The organism is Halopseudomonas salina (assembly GCF_008641105.1).
Genome location: NZ_VTTI01000002.1, coordinates 34,126 through 54,335, shown reverse-complemented (window position 1 = coordinate 54,335; position 20,210 = coordinate 34,126). Strand labels below are relative to the sequence as shown.

At 58.8% G+C, this 20,210-nt stretch carries 20 protein-coding genes; 2 read left to right on the top strand and 18 right to left on the bottom strand.

Annotation, left to right across the window (positions count from 1 at the left end; all coding sequences use genetic code 11):
• From pabC to FZF01_RS03705, 8 genes are all read right to left on the bottom strand, one after another.
• Window positions 1–846: an aminodeoxychorismate lyase gene (pabC, locus tag FZF01_RS03740; protein WP_373286446.1), complete on the bottom strand. Its 846-nt coding sequence runs from the start codon at window positions 844–846 to the stop codon at window positions 1–3.
• Entirely contained in the window at window positions 846–2,084 is a 1,239-nt protein-coding gene (gene fabF, locus FZF01_RS03735; RefSeq protein WP_150276790.1) for a beta-ketoacyl-ACP synthase II, read from the bottom strand. Before fabF ends, pabC begins: the two co-directional genes overlap by 1 nt.
• A 202-nt stretch (window positions 2,085–2,286) precedes the next feature.
• Window positions 2,287–2,523, bottom strand: coding sequence for an acyl carrier protein (gene acpP / locus FZF01_RS03730; RefSeq protein WP_092385036.1), 237 nt, complete (start codon window positions 2,521–2,523; stop codon window positions 2,287–2,289).
• Window positions 2,524–2,707: 184 nt separating this feature from the next.
• A complete protein-coding gene (fabG, locus tag FZF01_RS03725; RefSeq protein ID WP_150276789.1) occupies window positions 2,708–3,451 on the bottom strand; it encodes a 3-oxoacyl-ACP reductase FabG in 744 nt (247 codons plus the stop codon).
• Window positions 3,452–3,453: 2 nt separating this feature from the next.
• The gene (gene fabD, locus FZF01_RS03720) at window positions 3,454–4,401 is read right to left on the bottom strand and encodes an ACP S-malonyltransferase (protein WP_150276788.1); all 948 of its coding nucleotides are present in this window, start codon (window positions 4,399–4,401) and stop codon (window positions 3,454–3,456) included.
• A 102-nt stretch (window positions 4,402–4,503) separates the two neighbouring features.
• Window positions 4,504–5,526 carry a phosphate acyltransferase PlsX gene (plsX, locus tag FZF01_RS03715; protein WP_150276787.1) on the bottom strand — a complete coding sequence of 341 codons (1,023 nt, stop codon included), beginning with the start codon at window positions 5,524–5,526 and terminating at the stop codon, window positions 4,504–4,506.
• A 3-nt stretch (window positions 5,527–5,529) separates the two neighbouring features.
• Window positions 5,530–5,712 carry a 50S ribosomal protein L32 gene (gene rpmF / locus FZF01_RS03710; RefSeq protein ID WP_150276786.1) on the bottom strand — a complete coding sequence of 61 codons (183 nt, stop codon included), beginning with the start codon at window positions 5,710–5,712 and terminating at the stop codon, window positions 5,530–5,532.
• 21 nt (window positions 5,713–5,733) lie between these two features.
• Complete coding sequence (locus tag FZF01_RS03705) at window positions 5,734–6,255, bottom strand: YceD family protein (protein WP_150276785.1); 522 nt, start codon at window positions 6,253–6,255, stop codon at window positions 5,734–5,736.
• 115 nt (window positions 6,256–6,370) lie between these two features.
• On the opposite strand from FZF01_RS03705, the gene FZF01_RS03700 reads away from it, so the two are divergent.
• Window positions 6,371–6,949, top strand: a complete 579-nt coding sequence (locus tag FZF01_RS03700; RefSeq protein WP_150276784.1) for a Maf family protein — start codon at window positions 6,371–6,373, stop codon at window positions 6,947–6,949.
• Between the two features lie 6 nt (window positions 6,950–6,955).
• Here the strand turns inward: FZF01_RS03700 and FZF01_RS03695 are convergent, their stop codons facing one another.
• From FZF01_RS03695 to rluC, 3 genes are read right to left on the bottom strand one after another with little or no spacing between them, the layout of a single operon-like run.
• Window positions 6,956–7,924, bottom strand: a complete 969-nt coding sequence (locus tag FZF01_RS03695) for a S49 family peptidase (protein ID WP_150277101.1) — start codon at window positions 7,922–7,924, stop codon at window positions 6,956–6,958.
• 46 nt (window positions 7,925–7,970) lie between these two features.
• The gene (locus tag FZF01_RS03690; protein ID WP_150276783.1) at window positions 7,971–8,639 is read right to left on the bottom strand and encodes an HAD-IA family hydrolase; all 669 of its coding nucleotides are present in this window, start codon (window positions 8,637–8,639) and stop codon (window positions 7,971–7,973) included.
• The gene (gene rluC / locus FZF01_RS03685; RefSeq protein ID WP_150276782.1) at window positions 8,632–9,591 is read right to left on the bottom strand and encodes a 23S rRNA pseudouridine(955/2504/2580) synthase RluC; all 960 of its coding nucleotides are present in this window, start codon (window positions 9,589–9,591) and stop codon (window positions 8,632–8,634) included. The genes FZF01_RS03690 and rluC overlap by 8 nt, the downstream gene beginning before the upstream one ends.
• Before the next feature lie 692 nt (window positions 9,592–10,283).
• On the opposite strand from rluC, the gene rne reads away from it, so the two are divergent.
• The gene (rne, locus tag FZF01_RS03680; protein WP_150276781.1) at window positions 10,284–13,586 is read left to right on the top strand and encodes a ribonuclease E; all 3,303 of its coding nucleotides are present in this window, start codon (window positions 10,284–10,286) and stop codon (window positions 13,584–13,586) included.
• 82 nt (window positions 13,587–13,668) lie between these two features.
• Here rne and murB read toward each other — a convergent pair whose 3' ends face one another.
• From murB to FZF01_RS03645, 7 genes are all read right to left on the bottom strand, one after another.
• Window positions 13,669–14,691 (bottom strand): UDP-N-acetylmuramate dehydrogenase, encoded by a 1,023-nt coding sequence (gene murB / locus FZF01_RS03675; RefSeq protein WP_150276780.1) that lies wholly within the window; start codon window positions 14,689–14,691, stop codon window positions 13,669–13,671.
• Window positions 14,688–15,446 carry a 3-deoxy-manno-octulosonate cytidylyltransferase gene (kdsB, locus tag FZF01_RS03670; protein ID WP_150276779.1) on the bottom strand — a complete coding sequence of 253 codons (759 nt, stop codon included), beginning with the start codon at window positions 15,444–15,446 and terminating at the stop codon, window positions 14,688–14,690. The genes murB and kdsB overlap by 4 nt, the downstream gene beginning before the upstream one ends.
• A gap of 2 nt (window positions 15,447–15,448) precedes the next feature.
• Window positions 15,449–15,634 carry a Trm112 family protein gene (locus tag FZF01_RS03665; RefSeq protein WP_150277100.1) on the bottom strand — a complete coding sequence of 62 codons (186 nt, stop codon included), beginning with the start codon at window positions 15,632–15,634 and terminating at the stop codon, window positions 15,449–15,451.
• Window positions 15,635–15,683: 49 nt separating this feature from the next.
• The gene (gene lpxK / locus FZF01_RS03660; RefSeq protein WP_150277099.1) at window positions 15,684–16,676 is read right to left on the bottom strand and encodes a tetraacyldisaccharide 4'-kinase; all 993 of its coding nucleotides are present in this window, start codon (window positions 16,674–16,676) and stop codon (window positions 15,684–15,686) included.
• A 23-nt stretch (window positions 16,677–16,699) separates the two neighbouring features.
• A complete protein-coding gene (locus tag FZF01_RS03655; RefSeq protein ID WP_150276778.1) occupies window positions 16,700–17,134 on the bottom strand; it encodes an ExbD/TolR family protein in 435 nt (144 codons plus the stop codon).
• Window positions 17,131–17,817, bottom strand: coding sequence for a MotA/TolQ/ExbB proton channel family protein (locus tag FZF01_RS03650; RefSeq protein WP_373286447.1), 687 nt, complete (start codon window positions 17,815–17,817; stop codon window positions 17,131–17,133). The genes FZF01_RS03655 and FZF01_RS03650 overlap by 4 nt, the downstream gene beginning before the upstream one ends.
• Before the next feature lie 65 nt (window positions 17,818–17,882).
• Entirely contained in the window at window positions 17,883–20,210 is a 2,328-nt protein-coding gene (locus FZF01_RS03645; RefSeq protein WP_150276776.1) for a DNA internalization-related competence protein ComEC/Rec2, read from the bottom strand.

Sequence of the window (20,210 nt, the reverse complement as noted above, 5' to 3'; positions counted from 1 at the left end):
TCACTTTATCACCTGCTCTGCCAGACGCTGCGCCTGGCGTGTTCGGGATCCGATCGACCAGCTTGTATCCGCCAGGCCAATTACCGGCCAGACACCGTAAAGGCTGTTGCAGCAGAATACTTCGGTGCTCTCAAGCAAGGTCGAAAAGTCGACTTTTCTGACTTCAACCGACTCACCGGCCTGCCCCAACCGGTCAATCAGGTAATCACGCATGACCCCCTGCACTCCACACCCGGACAGATCAGGCGTCACCCAGCGTTCTCCGTGAAGCATGAACAGGTTGCTCATGGTGCATTCGATCACGTTCCCCAGTGTATCGCGCACCATACCCTCAGCATGGATGGAATCGGACCATTCGCTTCGCGCGAGCACCTGCTCGAGACGGTTCAGGTGCTTGATTCCGGCCAGCAGGGGCTGAACGGCCAGGCGTGTCTGGCATTCGAACAACCTGATACCGGTGCGGGCATTTTCAATGGGGTAACCCGTGGGGGCAAAACTCTGACAGATGCGCGTGGGCTGGGCCTGTGCAGGAATGCCGTAGCCCCGCTTTCCAATCCCCCGGGTCAGGGTCATCTTGAGAACACCATCACCCAGTTGCCCCGCCAGCGCATTGAGCTCCGAGATAATGGCAGTCTGATCTGCATCCATCTTCAGGGCCAACAGACCACGACGTAACCGGGCCAGATGGTAGTCGAGCAACGCAATGCGTCCGTCAACGACGCGCATGGTTTCAAACAGGCCGTCACCATAGGCAAGGCCTCGGTCCAGCACCGACACCTCGCTACGCTGCTGACCGTTGACCATCGTTTGCGGCAACTGCAAATTATCCAGACTTGGGTCCGCCATCAGAGACGACGGAACACCAGACTGCCGTTGGTGCCACCAAAGCCGAATGAATTGGACACCACGACCTCAAGAGAACGCTGCTGAGCCTCATGAGCCACATAATCCAGATCACAGCCCTCATCGGGATTATCGAGATTGATGGTTGGCGGTGCTACCTGATCACGCAGAGCCAGAATACTGAAAATCGCTTCGACGGCCCCGGCCGCACCAAGCAAATGGCCGGTCATGGACTTGGTGGAGCTGATCGCCAATGCCTGAGCATGGTCGCCAAACACCGTTTTGACCGCGCGCGTCTCCGCCAAGTCGCCTGCCGAGGTAGAGGTACCGTGGGCGTTGATATAACCGACTGCCGAAGGATCCACACCGGCATCACGCAGTGCATTGGTCATGCACTTTGCACCACCACGTCCATCTTCCGGGGGTGCGGTCATGTGATAGGCATCGCCGCTCATGCCAAAGCCGATAAGTTCGGCGTAAATGTGTGCGCCACGTGCCTTGGCATGTTCGTACTCCTCGAGCACCAGTGCCCCGGAACCATCGGACAAGACAAAACCGTCCCGGTCGCGGTCCCATGGCCGGCTGGCAGCCGTCGGGGCATCATTGCGCGTGGAGAGTGCCCGGGCAGCGCTGAACCCCCCCAGACCCAGACCACTGGTAGCCATCTCCGAACCACCGGTAATCATCACGTCCGCTTCACCGTAGGCAATATTGCGGGCGGCCATGCCGATGCTGTGGGTACCTGTGGTACAGGCTGTAGTCAGTGCATAGTTCGGGCCTTGCAGGCCGTACTGTATGGAGAAGTAACCGGCAACCATGTTGATGATCGAGCCGGGCACGAAAAACGGTGAAATGCGCCGCGGCCCACTGGCCAGCAACAACTCGTGATTCTTCTCGATATTGGTCAGGCCACCAATTCCCGACCCCATGGAAACGCCGATCCGGTCGCGATTGTCGTCGGTAACCTCCACGCCCGAGTCGGTGAGCGCCTGGATGCAGGCAGCAATACCATACTGGATGAACAGATCAAGCTTGCGCGCCTCCTTGGGCGCCATGTACGGCTCGATATCGAACTCGCGGATTGATCCGCCGAAGCGCGTGCCAAAGGCACTCACATCCATATGCTCGATAGGCCCGATACCGCTCTTGCCCGCCAGGGCTGCCTGCCAACTGCTGTCCACCGTGTTGCCCAAAGGGGTCAACATGCCAAGGCCGGTTACCACGACGCGTCTGCGCGACACAGGATGCTCCTTATTCAACTCTCAGGGATGACGAGACAGTACATAATCTCGCGGCAATCGGACGGTATTGTCCGCATAAAGGGCGCACTCGGCAATAACAGCAACCGAAGTAAGCAGCGGCTCATGGTGAAATGGATGCAAAAAAGCCGCAGTTCAAGGAAAGAACTGCGGCTTTTTTGTATTCAGTCAGCTGACTTTGTGATTACTTCTGGTGAGCATTCACGTAGTCGATGGCTTCTTGAACGGTGGTGATTTTCTCGGCATCTTCATCCGGGATCTCGGTCTCGAATTCTTCCTCGAGAGCCATGACCAGCTCAACGGTATCAAGCGAGTCAGCGCCAAGGTCTTCAACAAAAGAAGCGCTGTTGGTCACTTCTTCTTCTTTGACGCCGAGCTGCTCGGCAACGATTTTCTTGACGCGTTCTTCGATGGTACTCATACCTTGTTCTCACTCCTGGTTGCAGTTCCGGAAAGCCGGACTGCGCGTAGTTTATAGAAACAATTTACGTTATTTCAAGCATCAATCGTTTCTATCTCAAAGAGGTAAAGGCCAGCAGGCCCTCACCGCGTAAAATCTGTTCCAGTCTGGAGGGCGCAAAAGCCCATGCCAGAGGGGTTACATCTTAGCTCATAAACATGCCGCCGTTCACCGGAATAACCGCGCCGGTAATGTAACCGGCCGACTCACCAGTCAGAAATTCGACTGCTGCGGCGATTTCTTCGGCCTGACCAAGACGACCCAGCGGGATCTGCTCGAGCATCGCAGAGCGCTGGCCTTCATTCAATGCCTTGGTCATGTCGGTGTCAATAAAGCCCGGCGCCACCGCATTGACCGTAATCGAGCGAGAGCCAACCTCGCGGGCCAGGGCACGGGTAAAGCCTTCCATGCCCGCCTTGGATGCTGCGTAATTGGATTGACCGGCGTTACCCATGCCCGCCACCACAGAGCTGATGTTGATGATACGCCCCCAGCGAGCCTTGGTCATACCCCGCAGTACCGCTTTTGACAACCTGAAGACCGAGCCCAGGTTGGTACCGACGACGTCGTCCCACTCGTCATCTTTCATGCGCATAAGCAGATTATCGCTGGTGATGCCCGCATTATTGACCAGAATTGCCGGAGCCGCGAACTCTTTGCTGATGCGCTCCAACACCTCGGATACCGACTGAGGATCACGCACATCCAGCTTCATTCCTGCACCCTGGTATCCGGCAGCATGGAGCTTTTCGGCAATCGCGGCTGCACCGGAATCAGTGGTTGCAGTGCCAACAACGATCGCTCCCTTGGCAGCGAGCGCGTGGGCGATTGCCTGCCCGATACCCCGGCTGGCGCCGGTAACCAGTGCCACTTTTCCTTCGATACTCATAGTCAGGCTCCTTGCTTTAACGTATTGCTGGCAGCGGTGAAAGCCTCTGCCGAATCAAGATTGTGGGTACCAATACCCTTGACGCAGCGCTTGTTCAAGCCTGATAAAACGCGTCCGGGTCCACACTCGACCAAATCGGTAACGCCCTGGGCAGCCATCCATTCAATGCTCTCCACCCAGCGTACCGGATTGTAAAGTTGCTCAACCAGCTGCTGACGCAAGCTATCCAGGTCAGCAGCAGGCCGGGCCGATACGTTCTGCACTAGGATGATCTGCGGCTCTCGCCAGCTCAGTACGTCCAGATCAGTGCTCAACTGCTCTGCAGCCGGCTTCATCAGGGCACAGTGCGAGGGCACGCTGACCGGTAGCGCAATAGCACGCTTGGCGCCAGCTGCCTTGCACTGTTCAATAGCGCGCTCAACAGCGCTGGCCTGACCGGCTATAACCACCTGGCCCGGCGCATTGAAGTTGACAGCGCTGACTACTTCTCCCTGGGCTGCCTGAGCACAGATATCAACAATCTGATTGTCTTCCAGCCCCAGAATGGCAGCCATACCGCCCTGCCCTTCAGGCACGGCCTGCTGCATCAACTGGCCGCGACGCTCGACCAGTCGCAACGCATCAGCAAAGCTGATTACCTCTGCTGCCACCAAAGCGGAATACTCACCCAGGCTGTGGCCAGCAACATATGCCGGGCGGACAGGATTAGTTGAGCACCAGAGGCGCCAGAGCGCGACGGAGGCCGCCAGAATCGCCGGCTGAGTACGATCGGTACGGTTCAGATCGGCTTCCGGCCCATCCTGACAGAGCGCCCAGAGATCATAGCCGAGCACCTCGGAGGCTTCGACAAAGGTCTCGGTGATCTGGCTGTGCTCCTGAGCAAGCGAGGCAAGCATGCCAACTGCCTGCGAGCCCTGACCGGGAAAAACAAATGCAAGGGTTTGAGACATTCCATCATCCTCGTTTATTGTCATATTCGCTGTTAGCCATTTGCTAGTAATTGTTTGGATGGCCACGGACCTGCACGGGTCACAGATTAACCCGCCCATATGTCACGGGCTGCCAGGTCCGGCCGACCCGAGCCGACGGGCAATATGCTGAGGAAGGTTGCTTCGGCCGGCCTGGGCTGCGCGGTCAATGGCCGCTGTAAAAGCATCTTCGTCGGCACCTCCGTGGCTCTTGACCACGACCCCCTTGAGACCAAGCAAGCTAGCGCCATTGTAGCAACCGGGATCGTGCCGCCGATTCATGGGCCGCAGGGCGAGACGCAACAGGGGTGAAAGGCAACGCAATAACAGGTTGGCTGTCAGCGCCTGGCGAAGCTCTTCCTGCATATAACTGGCCAGCCCCTCGCTGGCCTTGAGCACCACATTGCCCACAAAACCGTCACAGACCACCACATCCGCATCACCCCGGAACAGGCCGTCGCCCTCCACGTGACCGACGTAATTAAGCGAGGCGTGCTGGCGCAGCAATTCGCTGGCCTCTCGTACCCGCTGACTGCCCTTGTTGACTTCACTACCTATGTTCAACAAACCAACGCGCGGCTCCTGCAGCCCGGATAACTCACGTGCGGCCTCGGACCCCATCACGGCAAACTGGACGAGCTGCAGCGCAGTGCAATCCACATTGGCACCCAGATCAAGCAGATAGCAGGCTTTACCCGCCACCGGCAGCGCAGCCATGATCGCAGGGCGCTCGATTTGATCTAGGGTGCCAAGAATGGAGCGCGACAGGACCATTAGCGCACCGGTATTACCGGCGCTCAGACAGGCATCAGCATGCCCGTCACGCACCTGTTCGATAGCCACGCGCATGGATGCATCCGGCTTGCGGCGCAGAACGCTGGCAGGAGAATCGCTGGCATGAATGATTTGCGTGGTAGGAATACACCGTATGCGTCCGGACGGAAGCCGATGTTTGTTACATAGGGACGCCAACTGCTCGGCATCACCAACCAGAAGCACGTACAGATCAGGTATCTGCCGGAGGCTACGGGCTACCGCAGGGATAATGCAACGGGGACCGAAGTCCCCGCCCATCACATCAATCGCTAAGCGGATTGACGTGGACAAGACTTACTCTTCGCTGTCCTTGTTGACAACCTGACGGCCACGGTAGAAGCCATCTGGGGTCACATGGTGACGGAGGTGAGTCTCGCCGGTGGTGCTGTCCACAGACAGTGCTGCTGAAGACAGCGCATCGTGTGAACGGCGCATGCCGCGTGCTGAACGAGACTTTTTGTTCTGCTGTACTGCCATGGCGATAAGCTCCTAAGCTTTTCAGGTATCACGTTTTAACGATGCAAGCACACTGAAGGGGTTGGGCTTTTCAGCCGGTTCTTCAACGTCCACCGGGTCAGGGGTATAGCCCGGAGGATGCTCGCATGTTTCCATTGGATGCATCGGAACTGGTGGCAGAGCCAGTAACAGTTCGTCCTCGATCAGCGCATGCAGATCCAGGGGTTCATCATCCACAATAACCGGTTCGTAGTGCTTCGGCAGATTTTTGGCTGCCTCATCACTTTCGACAAAACCCACGTCACACTGACTATCGAGCGGTACCACGACCTGCTCGAGACAACGCTGACAAATCAGCGCAACCTCGGCCTGGTAGTGCCCGTGCAGAGTAGCAATACCCTGCTCGTCCCGTGCGAAAGCGAGCTTGACCTGAACGTCCCCTGCGGGGGCGTCCAAAAGCGCGCTCAACCTGGGCATCTTGACGGCAGCCACCGTTCCCTCGAGAACGATTTCACGGTCAACCAGCTTGCGCGGCTCTATGTGTGCGGGTATGGGTCCAGACATAAGCGCGCAATTCTAGGCATCATGCACCCCGCTGTCAAAACTATTTGCAGATTTATGCAAGGCTTGGCCACAGAGGTTAGGATAGTCGACCATTCAATCCTCGCAGGACAGACCCATGCTGCCGCTGATACTTGCCTCGGGCTCACCCTACCGCCGCGAGCTACTCGCCCGCCTGGGCCTGCCCTTCAAATGGGCCGCCCCGGACATCGACGAGACCCCTACGCCCGGCGAGAGTGCCGCAGAGCTGACCCAGCGGCTGGCACTTGCCAAGGCACAAGCTCTCGCACCGGCCTGGCCAAATCATCTGATTATCGGTTCAGATCAGGTGCTGCTGCTGGATGGCATTCCAGTAAGCAAACCCGGCAACCACCAGGCTGCTGCTCAACAGTTGCGACGCTGTAGCGGAAGAACCCTGCGATTTTCAACCGCACTATGCCTGCTCAACACTCAGACAGGTAGCCATCAGATAGCCGTAGAGCCTTTCGACGTAGTTTTCCGGGACCTCTCTGATGAGCAGATCGACAGGTACCTGCAGCGCGAGCAACCTTATGATTGCGCTGGCAGCTTCAAGATGGAGGGCCTGGGCATCACGCTGTTTCGCGCACTGCGTGGAGAGGACCCCAACAGCCTGATCGGGCTACCTCTGATCAGGCTGTGCGACATGCTCATGCAGGAGGGCTTCAGCCTGCCCTGAGTACGCCTAACGCAATAAAGGCGCACTCAGACCGAGATGAGTCGAAAGCGTATTGCCCATGCTCGCACCTATCTGACGAGCGAAACGCTCGAATGCTGACTCCCGGTGAGTGAAATCCACTAACTCTTCCACCCCTACCACCTCACGCGCAACCTGCGAGGTACTGCCAAAGCCATCGATCAGACCCAGCTCCAATGCCTGCTCACCAGACCAGATAAGACCACTGAACATATCAGGGTGCTCCTTGAGTCTGTCACCACGACCCGCCTTGACCTGATCGATAAACTGCTGATGCACGGTTCCCAGCACATCCTGCCAGAACTCAGTTTCTTCAGGCCTCTCGGGCTGGAAAGGATCGAGAAAGGTTTTGTGTTCTCCGGAGGCATAAATGCGGCGCTCGACGCCCAGCTTGTCGAGGGTCTCAACAAAACCGAACCCCGCGGCAGTAACACCTATGGATCCAACCAGGCTCGCCTTGTCAGCATAAATCTCATCAGCTGCAGCCGCGATATAATAGGCACCGGAGGCCCCCAGATCGGTAATGACAGCGTAAACGCGCGTATCAGGGTAAAGGCCACGGAGCCGCACAATTTCATCGTACACGTAGCCGGATTGTACCGGACTGCCGCCCGGGCTATTAATTCGTAACACAATTCCGCGCGTATTTTCGTCTTCGAAGGCCTCGCGAAGACTGGTAATCAGATTATCGGCACCGGCTTCCTGCTGGTCAGCAATCGGTCCACGCAACTCGATTACGGCTGTGTGCGGCTCCAGGGAAGCGGCACCTTCCATCGATAATAAAGGTGAAAACAATGCTATGCCGCCAAACAGATAGATGAATATCAACAGCTTGAAGAAGATACCCCAACGCCGCGCCCTGCGCTGCTCCTGGACCGAAGCCAGCATGGTGCGCTCGATCAGTTCCCAGGCCTTGACGTTATTCGCGCCTGCCTGAGCCTGATCACGATTGAGCATGGGACCATCGGTCCATTTATCCTGTGACATCATCTATCCTCTGCTGCTACACAGCCTTTGACGCGGGCATAACGAAGCCCGGAAATTCGTTGAAAGCATCAATACAATGCTCGGGGCGGCTTTGCAACAGGTGTTCCCGGGACTGTGCGCCGTAGGTTGCGGCAATAGCCCGCACCCTCGCACCATGGGCCATGCGCATGTCGAATTCGCTGTCGCCGAGCATCAACGCGCAACTGGCCGGCGTTTCCAGTCGGTTGAGAATTTCCTCCAGCATGCGTGGATGCGGTTTACTCAGGGTTTCATCGGCGCAGCGGGTCATATCGAAAAACCCCGTCAAGTCGTGAGCAGCCAGAACGCGATCCAGGCCGCGACGACTCTTGCCAGTGGCCACTGCCATCTTGAACCCCGCCGAGCGGAAGCTGTCCAGCGCTTCCAACACGCCGGGAAACAAGTTCGCTGGCTGCTGCTCAAGCGCCACATAATGTTCGCTGTATTCCTGACGCAGCTTCTCCACCAACCAGGGCTCATTCAGACCAGGAAACAGAATCGCTATAGCTTCGGGCAGACCCAGGCCGATGATATCGCGCACCGCCCGCTCGGAAGGCACGTCCAGACCAGTCAGCTTCGCCGCAGCCACCATGGACTCGACAATCCGGCTGATGGAGTCACACAGCGTTCCATCCCAGTCAAAGATCAGTGTTTTTAGTTCAGGCATTGGCCAGCCTGCGCAGGGTGTCATCCCACATGCGGCCAGGCTCGGCCTTCACGTCCAACTGAGTGCCGTCGGGCAACTCGACATGCAGCGAGGCTGCATGCAGAAAGAGCCGTTTACCCCCCAGCTCTTTTATCTGCTGGGAAAATTCGTCGCTTCCATATTTCGGATCGCCAGCAATCACATGACCGGCATGCCGAGCATGCACACGGATCTGGTGGGTACGGCCGGTAATCGGACGAGCTTCCACCAAAGTGGCGAAATCGCCAAAGCGCTGAACCACGCTGAACTCGGTCAGAGATTCCTTGCCCTCGGCATTTACCTCGACCATTCGCTCGCCGGACCGCAGATTATTCTTCTGCAGAGGCGCGTGAACTTTTCGCGTGGTAGCAGGCCAATGGCCGCGCACCAGTGCCAGATAGCACTTGCGCACGCCATCACCGCGTAATGCCGCATGCAGATGACGGAGCATACTGCGCTTCTTGGCGATCATCAGGCAGCCGGAGGTGTCGCGGTCCAGCCGGTGTACCAGCTCCATCTGCGGCACATCGGGACGCAACTGGCGCATCGCCTCGATCACACCGAAATTGAGGCCACTGCCACCGTGCACGGCAAGACCCGCGGGCTTGTTGATAACAATCAGCCCCTTGTCCTCATACAGAATGTTCTGCTCCAACGCCTGCAGAATGCCCTGACCGACCAGCGCTGGCTCATTGGGTTCCGGTAAGCGTACTGGCGGTATACGTATGCTGTCACCCGCCTGCAAACGGTAGTCCGGCTTGACCCTTCCTTTATTGACGCGCACCTCGCCCTTGCGCAGGATCCGGTAGACCAGCGTGCGCGGCGCGCCCTTGAGACGAGTGATCAGATAGTTGTCGATGCGCTGCCCCGCGAGGTCCTCGGAGATGAGGTCAAACTGTACGGGGGGAGCTGCTGGAGTTGTGCTTTCATTCATCCGCGCATGATACATTTTTTCTTGCAATTGAAGCACTTAAAAAATGCTGTTATATTCGCTAAAGCTGCGTAACAGGCAGCCGGGGAAACAGCAGGCGCATCACCATCGCGCAGCCCCCAGAAACAACGACATTTGGGGCTTTGCCAGGCGTTTATCAAACAGTAGGCCGGCAAGCACCATTGATCGACACGCTGGTTGCCAGTTGGCAGCCAGAATATAAACCCGCTCCCGACAAAGCGATGAGCGGCACCCGATCAAGATGGGTAAGTGTCAGGTGGAGATGCACAGCTTCAGGATCATGTGACGAGCGCTGACAGTTGCCCTGCAATGTGTCCCCGTTCCCAGTCCGGCTGATTCCTCCCGAAGGCAGTTTTTGAACAGGCCCCCGCGCTGACATGGTCACCGGCGACCTGAAACGTCATCCCAGGCATGCAGCATATTTGCATGGGTAGGCATCCGGCGCTGTCGTGGCATGGTTGGATAGATAGTCACGCAGGCTTTTTCAAAGACTTCCAGAAACGGTTTATCTGTACTCGCCGTAACAGACTGTATTGCCCTGCCCTGTGGCAGCGACATGAAATCTGAACAAGGGCAAGGTTGGCCCAAGCAGAAACACCCCTGACACCTGTCATACGAGTCGCAGGTGCCGTCATTGTGTGATCCGGGCAGCATTGGAAACACAACGGTACTTCATGAAAAGAATGCTGATCAACGCAACTCAACCCGAAGAGTTGCGCGTCGCCCTGGTAGATGGCCAGCGCCTGTACGATCTGGATATAGAATCCGGAGCACGTGAACAGAAGAAAGCCAACATCTATAAAGGCAAGATCACCCGTGTCGAACCCAGCCTCGAGGCTGCATTCGTTGATTTCGGCTCTGACCGCCACGGCTTTCTGCCGCTGAAGGAAATCTCCCGCGAATACTTCTCCAAGCAGCCTGAAGGCCGCGTCAACATCAAGGAAGTACTGCGCGAAGGCCAGGAAGTCATAGTCCAGGTCGACAAGGAAGAGCGCGGCAACAAGGGCGCAGCTTTGACGACCTTTATCAGCCTGGCTGGTCGCTACCTGGTGCTGATGCCCAACAACCCGCGCGCCGGTGGCATTTCCCGTCGCATCGAGGGTGAAGAGCGCAACGAGCTACGCGAAGCCATCAACAGCCTCAACGTTCCCGCCGACATGGGCATGATCGTGCGCACCGCCGGCCTGGGTCGCAGTGCTGAAGAACTGCAATGGGATCTGGATTATCTGCTGCAACTCTGGGGTGCCATCAAGGGCGCCTCCGATGAGCGCGCCTCCCCGTTCCTGATCTATCAGGAAAGCAACGTCATCATCCGCGCCATCCGCGACTACCTGCGCCAGGACATCGGCGAAGTGTTGATCGACAGCGAGACCGTCAAGGAAGAAGCGCTGAACTTCATCAGCCAGGTCATGCCGCAGTACGCGAGCAAGGTGAAGCTGTACGAAGATACCGTACCGCTGTTCAACCGTTTCCAGATTGAAAGCCAGATTGAAACCGCCTTCGAACGCGAAGTGAAACTGCCTTCCGGCGGCTCCATCGTGATCGACCACACCGAAGCTCTGGTCTCCATTGATATCAACTCCTCGCGCGCCACCAAGGGTGCCGATATCGAAGAGACTGCACTGCAGACCAACCTGGAAGCGGCTGAAGAAATCGCCCGCCAGTTACGCCTGCGTGATATCGGCGGCCTGATCGTGATCGACTTCATCGACATGTCCCCTGCCAAAAACCAGCGGGCCGTTGAAGAGCGCGTCAAGGAAAGCCTGGAAGCCGACCGCGCCCGTGTTCAGGTGGGTCGGATTTCCCGTTTCGGTCTGCTGGAAATGTCCCGTCAGCGCCTGCGCCCATCCCTGGGCGAGACCAGTGGTATTGTCTGCCCACGCTGTAATGGCCGAGGCACCATCCGCGACGTCGAGTCCCTGTCCCTGTCGGTACTTCGCCTTATCGAAGAAGAAGCATTGAAGGAACGCACCGCAGAAGTTCGCGCCCACGTGCCGATCGCTGTAGCCACCTTCCTGCTCAACGAAAAGCGCGAAGCGCTGGCCAAAACCGAAGAGCGTACCAAGGTACGCCTGCTGATTCTGCCCAGCGAGCACATGGAAACCCCGCACTTCGACGTTCAGCGTCTGCGCGACGACCATGAAGCCGTTCTCAATGGCGAAACCAGCTACACCATGAGCAGCGAAATCGTTGCCGAAGAGCCCACACCCGTCAGCCAGACCAAGGCTATCGTGCGTCAGGAAGCAGCAGTCAAGACGCTGGCGCCCTCACGCCCTGCGCCAACGCCTGTTGCCGCCGCAGCTCCCGTGGCTGCCACCAAGGCGATTCACGATGCGCAGCCGGGATTGTTCAAGGGTTTGATCAAGTCACTCGTGAGCCTGTTCGCCTCTGAAGAAGAGCCAGCACGCGAAGAGCCGGCCAAGCCCGCAGAGCGCTCTGCCAGCAAGCCCGCCCCACGTGACAACAAGCGAGGTGGTGACGAGCGCCGTGGTGGTCGTGGCCGCCGCCCCCGTACCGAACGCAGTGACCGCCCAGAACGCAATGAGCGCCCAGAACGCGCCGAGCGTCCTGAGCGCAGCGAACGTCCCGAGCGCAAAGCTCCAGCAGCTCGCGCCGAGGCGCCGGTCCAGACCGAGAAGCGTGACGCTCCGGTAGCAACGGAAACCAAGTCGGGGGAAACGCCTACCCGCCGCCGCCGCCGCGGTACGCCGGAAACCCCGACTGAAGCCAAGCAAGCGGCGCAGGAGCAGGGTCCAGATCAGAACCAGGACCGGACTCCTGATCAAGGCCGTTCCGAAGCACCTGCCGAGCGTCGTTCGCGTCGCCCTGTCGAGGAAAAGGCAAACGAAGACCAGACGATCGCTGAAGATCAGACAGATCTGGACACCACGGATGAGACAGGCGAAAGCGATCGCCCCAAGCGTCGCTCGCGTAATAGCCAGCGTCGTCGCAATAATCGTCGCAGCCGCGTTAATCAGGATGACACTACAGCCGGCTCCGAGGGCGCCCAGGAAGGCGAGCAGACGCCTTCCAGCGAACTGCCGAGCAACGAGCCGAGCCAGCCTGTAGCAGACAGCGCTGTCGCAGTGGCAGCCACAGCTGCAGCGTCGGTTGCCCGTGTGGAAGAAACGGTAGCCGAGCAGGAGCAGGAGCAACCTGGCAGCCTGAGTGATGTGACTGATCCTGTAGAGGCCGGCTTGAAACAGGCCGCATCCGATCTTGAGTCCTCCATTGAGGATGCGGTTCAGGCGTTCAGCCAGTCGCAACCCAAGGCGGTTGATGAAGATACAACCGAGCAGCAAGCCACTCCGGCTCCTGTCGAGGAAGTGGCTGAGATCAAGGCCGCTGATGCAGAGCCAACGGCAGTACCGGCTGAATCCGTCAATGAGGCGCCCACTGAGCCTGCGGTCCAGATTACCGCCGCAGCGGTCGAACCAACCGAGCAGGAACCGCAAGTTCTGGTACACGCAGAGCCTGTAGCGCCAGCACCGGCACTGGAAGAAACGGTTGCCGCACAGACGGAAGTTCAGCCCGAGCCAGTGAAGCCTGTGGAGCCGGTGAATCCGCCAACAGAAAGCGGACGCGCCTATAACGATCCGCGGGAAATTCGCCGCCGCCAGCAGGAAGCCAAGCTTTTGGCTGAACAGCAGGCAGCCAGCGAGGAGCCGGAAACAGCAATGGAAACGGCAACGCCGGTTCAGGATGTCACACCCCTGCCCGATCAGCCCGCACCGGTAGTAGACCCGGTCGCTCAGCAGCCTGCAGTCGAAGAGCAGTCGGCGCCAGCCGAGCAAGCCGACAGTCCGCAGCCCGAGCGTTCCGAACGGGAGCGTCCAGCCAATCCGCAACAGGCTGACCTGCCGATCGATACGGTCGAGTCACCCGCTAGCGCGGATGCGACGGGTGATGAAGATCATCCCGAGACCCATGATCTGCGTCAGCAGCAGGAAGACCAGGAAGATAAGCCCAAGCTCTGATAGGGGACGGCGAACGAAAAAGGGGATGCTTGATGCATCCCCTTTTTTTGTCTGAGTGACCCTTGAAACATCGGCAAAGTCTTCAACCCAGCCGTTGCGGCTCCATTTCCAGCTCCAGGCCAAACCGGGCATGGACATCATCGCTGATACGCTTGGCCAGCGAGAGAATATCCTCTCCCCGTGCGCCACCGTGATTTACCAGCACCAGCGCCTGTCGTGCATGCACGCCCACATGGCCAGCGCGCACACCCTTCCAGCCAGCCTGGTCAATCAACCATCCGGCTGCAACCTTGTATCGACCATCCGGCTGCAGGTAGTGCGGTATGTCGGGATAAAGGGCCTTGAGCGCATTCAGTTGGTGCCGGGTTACCAGCGGATTCTTGAAAAAGCTTCCCGCATTGCCCAACACCGCGGGATCCGGGAGTTTGGACTGGCGGATATGGCAGACCAGACTGGCGACAACACGCGGATCCGGTCGGTGCAGGCCGGTCGCTTCCCAGGCAGTGTCCAGCGGGGCATAGTCGACACGAACCTGAGCATGACGGCGCAGTATCAGCCGCACCCGCAAGATCACATAGCGCCCGGGCGACTGTTTGAAAACGGACTCCCTGTAGCCGAAGTGGCAAGCTGCACGGTCAAATTGTCGGATCTCACCGGTCACCCGGTCCAGTGCGTCCAGACTATGAAAGACATCCTGTAACTCAACACCGTAAGCGCCGATATTCTGGACCGGAGCTGCGCCCAGCGTGCCCGGTATAAGTGACAGATTTTCCAGCCCGCAGAGCCCCAGATCCAGCGTCCAGTTGACCAGGTCGTGCCAATTCTCACCGGCCTCACCCTCGATCAGCAGCGCATCTGGCGCGCGCCGCAAAACCCGCCGGCCGCGGCTGCGCATGATTATGACCACACCAGGCAGCGATCCGGTAACAACGACGTTACTGCCGCCTCCCAGCACAGTGACCGGCCAGGCATGTTCAGCCGCCATATCCAGTGCAGCCACAAGCTCCCGATCGCTGTGGATCTCCACCAGATGCTCGGCGCGCTCGGTAATACCCAGGGAGTTGTAGGCCCGCAGGTCAACCTGCTGTCGCACGGCGAACATCAGGATCCGGCCAGCATTGCGCGTACCCGCTCCAGGTCGTCCCGGGTATCAATGCCCGGTGCCGGCACCTCACAGGCATCAGCAACCTGAATCCGGCAGCCAAACCAGAGTGCCCGCAGTTGTTCCAGGGATTCTGCCGTCTCCAGGGGGCTCGGTGCCCACTGGACATAATCATGCAGAAATCCGACCTTATAGGCATACAGGCCGATATGCCGGCGGAAGGTCATTCCCTCAGGGATGCTGCGCGGCTCGGTTGCAAAGGCATCCCTGGACCAGGGGATCGGCGCGCGACTGAAGTACAGGGCAAAGCCCTGTTGGTCGGTCACCAGCTTCACCACATTGGGATTGAAAACCGATTCGATATCCGTCAAAGGCTCGGCCAGAGTGGCAATGCTGGCCTGCGGGTGCGCGAGCAGGTTTGCTGCCACCTGGTCAATCAAGCTGGGGGGGATCATCGGCTCGTCGCCCTGCACGTTGACCACACAGTCTTCGGCATCAAGCCCCATCAACGTCACCACCTCCTGCAACCGGTCGGTGCCCGAGGGGTGATCGGCTCTGGTCAGTACAACGTTGGCGCCGAACTGACGACAGGCCTCAGCTATGCGCTCGTCGTCGGTGGCCACGGTCACGCTCAAGGCCTGGCTCTTGCCGGCCTGCTCCCACACGCGCTGAATCATTGTCTTGCCGCCAATATCAAGCAGGGGCTTGCCTGGCAGGCGGGTGGAAGCATATCGAGCCGGAATGATGACGTGGAACATGTTCAGGTATCCAGCCGCTCATCGGCATCCAGGGCACGGGCCTCGCCTTCCAGCATGACCGGTATGCCATCGCGAACCGGATAGGCCAGACCATCGGCGCGGCACCACAACTCGGTCTTGTCGGCGTTCTGTACCAGCGGGCCCTTGCAGATCGGGCACGCCAGGATATCAAGCAGCTTGGGGTCCATCATAAAACTCCTGAGAAAATGAAAAGAAAATGCCGAGTAGCCAGACCAGTCAGGCAGGCCTCGGATTGAGAGTGGCCAGGCGCTGTTGCAACTGGCTGGCAAAGGCGTCACTCATGGTCGCCTCTACGCACAGATACCACCAGTTGGGTCGGGCAAAGCCGGTGCATTTGATCGCGTCCTTTTCGGTCATGATCAAGGGCCTGTCCAGATCGCAAGCAGCAAAACTGGCTACCGAATAATGTGCATGATCGGAAAAAATGTGCCGCTCCACCTCGAAGGATAGCTGCTCAAGACTGATAAAAAAACGCTCGGGGTTGCCGATTCCTGCCACCGCTGACACCTGTTTGCTGCCCTGCCAGTGTTCAGGCCGTATGCGCTCACCCGTCAGCAGGTTGACCAGCGCCACCGGCTTGAGCTGCATCCCGAAATCCGTGGAACTGTCAGATACGGCACCATTGCGCACCACGAAGTCTACCGACTTCACCCTGCTGGCAGGCTCACGCAACGGCCCCTCCGGCAGACATCTGGCATTGCCCAGCCCCCGCGCAGCATCGACCATGAGTATTTCCAGATCGCGCCCCAGTCGGTAATGCTGCAGGCCATCGTCACTGACGATGACGTCCACCTGCGCGCTGGCCAGCAGGTGCCGCGCCGCCTGCGGACGATCCGGATCAATGACCACGGGCACCTGGCAGCGCTTTGCGATTAACAAAGGTTCATCGCCCACGGTCACCGCGTCGTCATGGTCGGGATCGAGCAACCAGGGCGTTGACTGGGGGGAGGCGCCGTAGCCACGACTTATCAGACCGGGACGTAGCCCCTGGGCCTTGAGATAATCAAGCAGCCAGATGCACATGGGGGTCTTGCCGGTACCACCCAGGGTGATGTTACCCACCACGATCAGCGGCACGGGGGGCTGCCAGACACGCGCAGCATCCTCCATGTATGCTGCGCGACGTCTGGTTACTACCAAGCCGTAAAACGCGGACAAGGGCCTGAGGGCCAGCAGCCAACTCTGCCGTCCATACCAGGCACGGAGCATGAACTGCTCGAGGGAAAATCCCTTCACTGCCCTTCGCCCGCCTCCGCCTGGGTCGTCGTCAGCCTCAACCGGGTGAAGCCCAGTTGACCTGCCGCGTCCATCGCCATGATCACTGACTGATGGGGCGTCTGCGCATCTGCGGTAATAATCAAGGGCAACGACAGGTCACCAGCCGATTCGCGCTGAAGCGCTGTCTTAAGCGTATCCACCCCGGGAGCAATAAGCGCCTTGTCGTTGATTGCAATATCCCCGCTGGCCGATATGGTCAGTTCGATCTGCTGCTGGTCACGATTTTCCACCTGCTCGCCGGACACCGCTTCCGGCAGATCCAGCTTGAGCTGGGTCTCGCGGGTAAAGGTGGTTGAAACCATGAAGAAAATCAGCAGCAGAAACACTACATCGATCAGGGGCGTGAGATTGACGCTGGCCTCTTCCTGTCTCTGGCGCCTGAAATTCACGTCCTGGCTCCCTTGCGAGTGCTACCAACGCGTGAAACCGGCTCCTTGCTCACGGGGCCAGCGATCGGCGCTTCCACTTCACGATTGCCCTGCAGAACCTCGACCAGCTTGGTCGCCTCCTGTTCCATGGCCACCACCAGCTCGTCCACCCGACGCACAAAGAAACGATGAAAAAACAGGGCCGGAATGGCTACGGTCAGGCCCGCAGCGGTGGTTATCAATGCCTTGGAGATACCTCCTGCCAACACGCCGGTATTGCCGGTACCCTGAATCATGATTGCGCTAAACACGTCGATCATCCCGATTACCGTACCCAGCAGACCAAGCAGCGGCGTAATTGCAGCGACTGTACCGAGGGTATTGAGGTAGCGTTCGAGCTCATGAATGACCTTGCCGGCCGCTTCCTGGATGCTTTCTTTCATGATCTCCCGACCGTGCTTGGAGTTGTTCAGGCCGGCCGCCATGATTTCGCCCAGGGGCGAGTCACTACGCAGGGTTTTCAGACGTTCGGCGTCCAGCTTGCCCTCACGCACCCATTGCCAGACCTGACCAAGTAACGCCGGAGGCGCCACACGCGCGCTGCGCAGTGCCCAAAGACGCTCTATCACGATGGCGGCAGCAATAACCGAAGACAAGATAATCGGCAGCATCAGCCAGCCGCCCGCACTGATCAGTTCCCACACAAGCGATCCCTCCCCAAAAGTCAGCATACTCTAGCACAGGGCCAGCTGCTCCCTGCGCGCTCTTGTTATTCATGCCAGAAGCGCCTGGCGCTGTCTCTCCAGCTCCAGTCACGGCGCCCGCCGTGGTCTTTGTCAAACACGAAACGAACAGCACCGGCGCGGCTAGTATAAACAGGTTCGACGGCCAATTCCCGATAGCGCGCCACAACATTTGGATGCGGATGGTTGAAGCGGTTCCTGTGACCGGCACTGAATACCACCCAATTTGGATCCACCGCACGAATCAGCGCATAGGAAGAAGAGGTTCGACTGCCATGGTGCGGGGCCAGCAACAGATTCGCAGACAGATCATGGGCAAGCATCTGATATTCACCGCGTATGCCTACATCACCGGTTAACAGCACCCCACTGTCGCCCGTCGTCACGCGCAGGACGCAGGATCGCTCATTGGCTGGCGCGGGAGCCGGTGCGCTGTAAATGATCTCGAATGTCACCGCATTCCAGCTCCAGCTCTCACCTGGCTGGCAGGCAATCGCTTGCAGTTGGGGGCTCTGATCCTCAATCTGACCGGCGACTACTCGGCCCACGGGCATGTGCCGAATTATTGCCTGCGCCCCACCTGCATGGTCATTGTCTGCATGACTGACCAGGAGCCTGTCCAGATCGGTTACCCCAAGGGATACAAGGGCAGGATGCACCACGGCTTCACCCAGATCAAAACCGCTGGAAAGCCGCGCACCCGCATCGTAAAGAAGCGCATGCTGTCGGGTCTGCACCAACACTGACAGCCCCTGCCCCACATCCAGGACAGTTACCCAGAACTCCCCCTCGACCGGCCTTGGTTGCGGTGCTGCAAGCAGCACGGGCACGCACGCCAGAGCGGGCAACCACAACAACCGCGATAACGGGCTCAGCAGGGCCAGAATACCCGCTACGCCCAGCAGCCAGTTGATCCAGCCAGGAAAAGCCAGGTACGTGGGGACATGCAAGCTAGCTGCCTGCTCCAGCGCAAGAAATAATCCATCGAGTAATTGGGCAGCGAACCAGAGAAGCCAGGGGACCCCCAGCACAAGCTCCAGCAGCGTCCCCAGTAGTGCAGCGGGCACCACCAGCAGACTGACGAATGGGATTGCCAGAATATTCACCAACGGCGCAATGAGGCTGCCGGGCATCCCCCATAACAGCAACCAGGGCCAGAGACCGATAAAAATAACCCACTGCGCGCGACCCCAACGCCACCAGAGCCCCCTTTGATCGAGCCTGCCAGCCATCCCGAAAACCAACAGACCCACCGCCATGAAAGATAGCCAGAACCCAGCCAGCAGGGGCGCAGCAGGATTTATCATCACCACCAGACACATGGCCAGCAACCAGAAGAACCAGGGCCCGGGTTGGCGATAAAGCAACCGGGCCAGCAACACCATGGCCACCATCAGCAAGGCGCGCTGGGTGGGGACGGCAAAACCCGCAAGTGCGGCATAAATAGCAGCGGCAAAGATGGCCAGGGGCGCTGCCAGCCAGATACGCGCAAAGGGCAGGTGTAATATGCCCAGTCGACCCGCAAGCGTAACCAGACCAAACACCGCCGCGGCGAACAGACCTACGTGCAAGCCGGATATCACCATCAGATGACTGGTGCCGGTTGCCTGCAGTACCTGCCAATCCTCCCGACTGAGCACGCTTCGGTCACCAACAATTAATGCCAGCAGCCTTTCAGTACCCGGGGTAGCCCCCAGGGCCTGCAGCAATCGGTCACGGATATGACTGCGCATTCCGTCAACGCCTCCATACCGCATGCCGTCCAGCCGTTGACCACTGCGTATGCTGCCAAGGGCGCCAATACCCTGGGCATAAAGCCAGGCTTCGTAATCGAATGCACCGGGGTTGGACATGCCGCGGGGACGGCGCACCCGCGCCTCGAACCGCCAGTACTCGCCCTGCAGCACGGGCTCACCGGCGTACCAGTGAACACGCATGAAAGGCAGGGATTCACCGGTGTCAACTATCCGTGCGTCCGCGAGCTGAAATCGCCAGCCGGTTAGGGTGGCTTCGGGCAGACCTGCAATACGCCCCTCGATCGACAGGGTTTGTTGATCGAGCCGGTCCGGCAGCCGCTCATGCAATACAAGATGATGAACCAGCACTGCCCAGACCAGACCAGTCAGACCTGCGGCAAGCAGCCGGTTATCCGGGCCCTTCAGCCAGACTACCGGAATCAGCAGGCTCAACACCCCGAGAAGCCAGGGCGATGGCAACTGCTCCAGCATCAATGGACTGATCAGGCCCAGAAAAAAACCCGGCAGGATAACCATGAGTTGTGGGCGGCGGAATACATCCAATGTACGGCCTTCCTTTGCAGTCAGGCAGTAGTCTGCGCCTGACATTCCATGCAT